3 protein-coding genes are annotated in these 969 nt (G+C 29.8%); all 3 read left to right on the forward strand.

The genetic code is table 11. The annotated features are described in order from the left end of the window. A partial coding sequence (locus OIF36_04845) for a hypothetical protein (GenBank protein MCV6599781.1) occupies nt 1-262 on the forward strand: 262 nt, incomplete at its 5' end. A gap of 20 nt (nt 263-282) precedes the next feature. Next, nucleotides 283-588: a hypothetical protein gene (locus OIF36_04850; GenBank protein ID MCV6599782.1), complete on the forward strand. Its 306-nt coding sequence runs from the start codon at nt 283-285 to the stop codon at nt 586-588. An 80-nt stretch (nt 589-668) separates the two neighbouring features. Then, nucleotides 669-969 (forward strand): hypothetical protein (locus OIF36_04855; protein ID MCV6599783.1); only part of this gene is annotated, 301 nt, incomplete at its 3' end.

Genomic DNA, 969 nt, shown 5'->3' on the forward strand with positions numbered 1-969 from the left:
GATTGATAGTTTAAATATTAACACAAATGCAATAAAAGATAGCATTGTAGATGGAATAAATACTAATACTATTGCTGTGATACCAACTGATAATCTCATAAGGTCTTACCCATTTACTTTTGAACCTCGAAGAACTTTATACTGTCCTGTTTCATCTAACAGTATTTTTGAAATGAGAATTTATGTAACAGATTCTCTTGGAAGACCTGTGAATTTTAATGGTATCGATTGGTTTATGACTTTAATACTTCATTCAAGATAATATTCTCTTAAAATAAAATGATGAGACAATCAGAATTCAAAAAGAAATATGACCCCGAATTGGGAAGATATACAAAACAACATATTTATGGTGAGGGAGTGATGGATGTATTCAAATCTTTTGGTTCGAAGTTATTTGGAAAGACAATGAAAAAAGCGGCTAAGACAACCTCCACTAAAGCAATTACAACAGCTGCTACAAAAACTGGTGAACATGTTGGTAAAATGGCTGGTGATAAAATAATTGAAAAGTTGTCAAAAATAATACTCTTAAAAAAGTCACTTTTAATGAAGGAAGTATTAAAAAAAATCCAACCCAAAAAATGACTCTAGAAGATATAAATCAAAGAGTGAATTACATTTTGAATGATTGAAATTAATAAAATTATATAATCTTTAAAATAAATATGAAATCCTTTAGAAATCCAAAATATCTTGAAAGATATGAAGATGTTGTTTTCGACCTTGAACAAACTCTCAATATTACTCCAGGAAACACCAATGAACAAAAAAGAGAAGGCATGAGAATTGTTGCAGATAATTCAGGAGAGGCTACTCCATTTAATTGGTATAATTCAAGATTATCTGTTGATTTTAAAGGTGACAAATTAGCAGATGGTGCAGCACTTACTCTCACAGACCATAATGGAATTGTGAAGGATTCAAATACATTGATAAAAAGATTAAGTGTTACTGCAAATGGAAGAC

The sequence above is a fragment of the Alphaproteobacteria bacterium genome (assembly GCA_025800285.1).
In the GTDB taxonomy this organism is placed as follows: Bacteria; Pseudomonadota; Alphaproteobacteria; order JAOXRX01; family JAOXRX01; genus JAOXRX01.